The organism is Pseudomonas oleovorans subsp. oleovorans, from assembly GCF_002197815.1.
Taxonomy (GTDB): Bacteria; Pseudomonadota; Gammaproteobacteria; order Pseudomonadales; family Pseudomonadaceae; genus Aquipseudomonas; species Aquipseudomonas oleovorans.
Genome location: NZ_NIUB01000073.1, coordinates 1 through 4,752, shown reverse-complemented (window position 1 = coordinate 4,752; position 4,752 = coordinate 1). Strand labels below are relative to the sequence as shown.

Annotated in this window: 3 protein-coding genes and 1 rRNA gene; 2 read left to right on the top strand and 2 right to left on the bottom strand. The window is 57.0% G+C overall.

Annotated features, from left to right (window positions below; genetic code table 11):
• Together PSOLE_RS23170 and tyrS are read right to left on the bottom strand one after the other, a co-directional pair.
• A 16S ribosomal RNA gene (locus tag PSOLE_RS23170) occupies positions 1–92 on the bottom strand; the annotation flags it as partial.
• Positions 93–674: 582 nt separating this feature from the next.
• Positions 675–1,874, bottom strand: coding sequence for a tyrosine--tRNA ligase (tyrS, locus tag PSOLE_RS23160; protein ID WP_074861383.1), 1,200 nt, complete (start codon positions 1,872–1,874; stop codon positions 675–677).
• A gap of 207 nt (positions 1,875–2,081) precedes the next feature.
• On the opposite strand from tyrS, the gene PSOLE_RS23155 reads away from it, so the two are divergent.
• Together PSOLE_RS23155 and PSOLE_RS23150 are read left to right on the top strand one after the other, a co-directional pair.
• Complete coding sequence (locus tag PSOLE_RS23155; RefSeq protein WP_074861381.1) at positions 2,082–3,509, top strand: peptidoglycan DD-metalloendopeptidase family protein; 1,428 nt, start codon at positions 2,082–2,084, stop codon at positions 3,507–3,509.
• 3 nt (positions 3,510–3,512) lie between these two features.
• Complete coding sequence (locus PSOLE_RS23150; RefSeq protein ID WP_074861379.1) at positions 3,513–4,604, top strand: anhydro-N-acetylmuramic acid kinase; 1,092 nt, start codon at positions 3,513–3,515, stop codon at positions 4,602–4,604.
• Positions 4,605–4,752: the final 148 nt, after the last annotated feature.

Sequence of the window (4,752 nt, the reverse complement as noted above, 5' to 3'; positions counted from 1 at the left end):
ATCAGGGAGCAAGCTCCCGTCATCCGCTCGACTTGCATGTGTTAGGCCTGCCGCCAGCGTTCAATCTGAGCCATGATCAAACTCTTCAGTTCAATACTGCTTGGGTTTTGAGAAAACCCTAAACTTGGCTCAGCAATCGCAAAACTTTCAAATTAATGAAAGGTAACTCTCGAATTAACGAGTGTTGCTTTGTGATGCTGATAATCAGTCGACTACCAGTCTTACCTCACAAGCACCCACACGAATTGCTTGATTCAGTTGTTAAAGAACAGTTGGCTAAGTCTTTCATCTCAACCGAGGCCGCGCATTCTACAGCAGCCCCTCTATCTGTCAAGCTGTTTTTCGATTTTGTTTCCGGAGAAACTTCTTTCTACTCAACCACTTGCGCCTTCGATCAGAACTTCCTCTCTCCAGCGGGAGGCGCATTCTACAGCATTCAAAACCGCTGTCAACACCTCTTTTTTACCGCTTTCGATCCATTCGACCGAACCACCAACAGGATCAAACCAGCACCCTGTCGACCGACGCGCATTCTACACGCCAGATCCAGCTTTGCAAGCCCTTCATTCAACTTAACTTATTGATTAACAAGCAGTTTTTGAAGCGCTTCATCGCTGAAGTGGCGCGCATTCTACCGCCAGCAGAATACGCGTCAAGCTTTAATTGCAGTTTTATTACTCAGCCTTGAGGGTGATACGCGCAAAGGCCTTCTTGCCGGCCTGACAGACATGAGCAGAACCCAGCTTGAACAGGAAGGTGCGATCAACCACTTCACCATCGACGCGCACGCCCCCCGAGCCCAACAGGTCGCGGGCAACCGCAGCATTTTTCACCATGCCTGCCTTATTAAGGACGGACGAGATCGGCATATCTTCAGCCGATACCAGTTCGACCTCGGGCAGATCTTCCGGCAGCTCGCCATCCTTCATACGGTTGCCAGCGGAACGGTGAGCATTGGCCGCAGCCTCTTCACCATGAAAGCGCGCCACAAGCTCTTCGGCCAGCTTGATCTTGATATCACGCGGGTTCGCGCCCTGCTCGACATCACGCTTGAATTGCTCGATCTCATCCATTGAGCGGAAGCTGAGCAACTCGAAGTAGCGCCACATCAGAGCATCAGGCATGGACACCAGCTTGCTGTACATCACGCCCGGCGCTTCCTGGATGCCCACGTAGTTACCCAGCGACTTGGACATCTTCTTCACGCCATCGAGACCCTCCAGCAACGGCATGGTGACGATGCACTGCGACTCCTGCCCATAGGCGCGCTGCAGCTCGCGCCCCATCAGCAGATTGAATTTCTGATCGGTACCACCCAGCTCGACATCAGCCTTGAGCGCCACAGAGTCATAGCCCTGCACCAACGGGTAGAGGAACTCATGAATCGCGATCGGCTGATTACTGGTGTAGCGCTTGTCGAAGTCGTCACGCTCGAGCATCCGCGCCACGGTGTACTGCGACGTCAGACGAATGAAATCGGCAGGCCCCATCTGATCCATCCAGGTGGAGTTGAATGCCACCTCGGTCCTGGCCGGATCGAGAATCTTGAAGACCTGCTGTTTATAGGTCTCGGCATTATCCAGAACCTGCTCACGGGTCAGCGGCGGGCGCGTAGCGCTCTTGCCGCTGGGGTCACCAATCATTCCAGTGAAGTCGCCGATCAAGAAGATGACCTGGTGACCGAGCTCCTGAAACTGACGCAGCTTATTAATAAGCACGGTGTGGCCCAGGTGCAGATCTGGCGCGGTAGGGTCGAAACCTGCCTTAATCCGCAGCGGCTGACCACGCTTGAGCTTTTCAACCAGCTCAGCCTCAACCAGAACCTCTTCTGCACCGCGCTTGATCAGCGCCAGCTGCTCTTCAACCGACTTCATAAAAGGACTCACAATGACCAAAATCCAAAGGGAACTAACCTTACAATAACGCCGACAAATCACAAGTTTTGCTCAGCGCGAGGAGGAGCCGACGTCGATCATCACCTGCAGGGTTGCCTTCAGGTGATTTTGGTTATATTTTATACAGTTAATGCATATTCATCATGCTCTTCTTTTGATCTTCATTTTTTACTTCAAAGCAGCCCTATGACCTCAACATCTAAAGCGCCGCCACTCTATCCAAAGTCCCACATTCTGGCAGCGAGCGGCGTTGCCGCGCTGCTAAGCCTTACCCTGTTGGTATTCCCCTCACGCGAAGTCGAAGCGCAAAAAACCTTTCTCGATCTGGATCTCGGTAACGATACCGAGCAGGTGCTGCAGGAAAAGGACGACCTCCGAGCGGGACTGCCAGTGGCTGGCGCCGCTTCGCCCTTCGCCAAGATCGAACAAAGCACGAACACCACCGAGAACAGCGCACAAGACGCTGACGAAAATCTCCCAGATACAGCCGATACCACTACTCCTTCCGCTCCCAACCACCACAACATCACGGTCAGTAACGGCGATACACTTTCTACCGTGTTCGCCAAGGTCGGCCTCAATGCCAACGATCTGCACGAAGCCCTCAATAGCAGCAAGGACGCCAAGCAGTTCAGCCGCCTCAAAGTAGGCCAGGTGCTGGAATTCGAACTCAACGAAGAAGGCAAGCTGAAGCACCTGCAGAGCAAGCTAAGCGATCTGGAAACCATTCGCCTCAGCCGTACCGACAAGGGGTTCGACTTCCAGAGGGAACAGATCAAGCCGGAAGTGGTGACCGCCTACAGTCGTGGAGTGATCAACAGCTCGCTGTTTCTGTCCGCCAAACGCGCAGGCCTGTCGCATAGCCTGACCATGGATCTGGCCAACATATTTGGCTATGACATCGACTTCGCCATGGATATTCGAGAAGGCGATGAATTTGAGGTGATTTACGAAAAGAAAGTGGTGAACGGCAAGCGTGTCGGCACCGGCAACATTCTCTCGGCGCGCTTCACCAACCGCGGCAAGACCTACACAGCGGTGCGCTACACCAACAAGCAAGGCAGCACCAGCTACTACAACGCCAATGGCGAAAGCATGCGCAAGGCGTTCATCCGCACACCGGTGGACTTCGCGCGCATCAGCTCGCGTTTCTCCACTGGCCGCAAGCATCCGATCCTGAACAAGATCCGTGCGCACAAGGGTGTCGATTATGCTGCGCCACGAGGCACACCGATCAAGGCAGCCGGTGACGGCCGCGTGACCCTGGCCGGCCGCAACGGCGGTTACGGCAACACCGTGATCATTCAGCATGGCCAGCGCTATCGTACGCTGTACGCGCACATGCAAGGCTTCGCCAAGGGCATTCGCAACGGTGCGAACGTCAAGCAAGGCCAGATCATCGGGTATATCGGCACCACCGGTCTGTCCACCGGACCTCACCTGCACTATGAGTTCCAGGTCAACGGTGTACACGTCGACCCACTCAGCCAGAAGCTGCCGATGGCCGATCCCATTGCAGCGAGCGAGAAGCAACGCTTCATGCAGCTGAGCAAACCGCTGATGGCACGCATGGACCAGGAAAAGGCCACCATGCTGGCCGCCAACCAGCAGTAAGCCGTGCCCCTCTATATTGGCGTGATGTCCGGCACCAGTCTGGACGGACTGGACATCGCGCTGATTGATCAGGATCAGCGCCCTCACCTCCTCGCGACACTCTACCGCCCCATGCCGGAACAGCTGCGTAGCGACCTGCTGGCGCTGTGCACCTCGGGCGATGATGAGCTGGCGCGCGCGGCCATTGCCGAGCAGCACTGGGTCGAACTGGCCGCTGCCGCTATCAACGAACTCCTGCAGCAACAGAACCTGACCGCGCAACAGATTCGCGCCATCGGTAGCCATGGCCAGACAGTGCGCCATGAACCGGCGCGCGGCTTCACCATCCAAATCGGCAACCCGGCACTGCTGGCTGAGTTGACGGGCATTTGCGTGGTCGCCGATTTTCGCCGCCGCGATGTGGCTGCCGGTGGTCAAGGGGCTCCCCTGGTCCCGGCTTTCCACCATGATCTGTTCGGCAATAGCCAGCGGCAGGTTGCCGTGCTCAATGTCGGCGGTTTCAGTAACCTCAGCCTGCTTTCACCCGGCCAGGAGGTTCTGGGATTCGACAGCGGCCCTGGCAACGTTCTGCTCGACGCCTGGATTCAGCATTGCCAGGGCCTGGCCTATGACCGTGATGGTGCCTGGGGAGCCAGCGGTACCGTACACCCGGAGCTATTGAAACGGCTGCTGAGCGATCCCTTCTTCGCCACCCGTGGACCGAAGAGTACCGGTCGCGAGCTGTTCAATCTCGACTGGTTGCTTGGCCATCTGCAAGCATTGCCACAGTTGGCCGGCGAAGACGTTCAGGCGACCCTGGTAGAACTCACCGCGCGCAGCGTCGTCAGCGCCTTGCGCAACGCGCAAGCCCACACGGACGCTCTGCTGGTGTGTGGCGGCGGCGCTCACAACGCTTGCCTGATGAAGCGCCTGAGCGAGATGCTGGCTGGAACCGAGGTCAGCAGCACCGCGACTGAGGGCGTAGACCCGGACTGGGTCGAAGCCATGGCCTTCGCCTGGCTGGCACATTGCGCACTTGAAGGCATTGCTGGCAATCGCCCGAGCGTGACCGGCGCCAAAGGCCTGCGCGTGCTCGGCGCCATCTACCCGGCCTGAAATCGGGTAGGAGGCGGGGTCACCCCCGCCGTCCTCCCACACCACCGTACGTACGGTTCCGTATACGGCGGTTCCTGCCTACTGACAAACAGCATCAGCGAGCTTGGTTCCGTTGATGTGTCGCCTGCGGTAGCTAAGCGCCCAGACC

What these genes read in the sequence shown, in the direction of transcription:
- tyrS (WP_074861383.1), bottom strand. Translation starts at nt 1,874, where the DNA reads ATGAAGTCGGTTGAAGAGCAGCTGGCGCTGATCAAGCGCGGTGCAGAA.
- PSOLE_RS23155 (WP_074861381.1), top strand. Translation starts at nt 2,082, where the DNA reads ATGACCTCAACATCTAAAGCGCCGCCACTCTATCCAAAGTCCCACATT.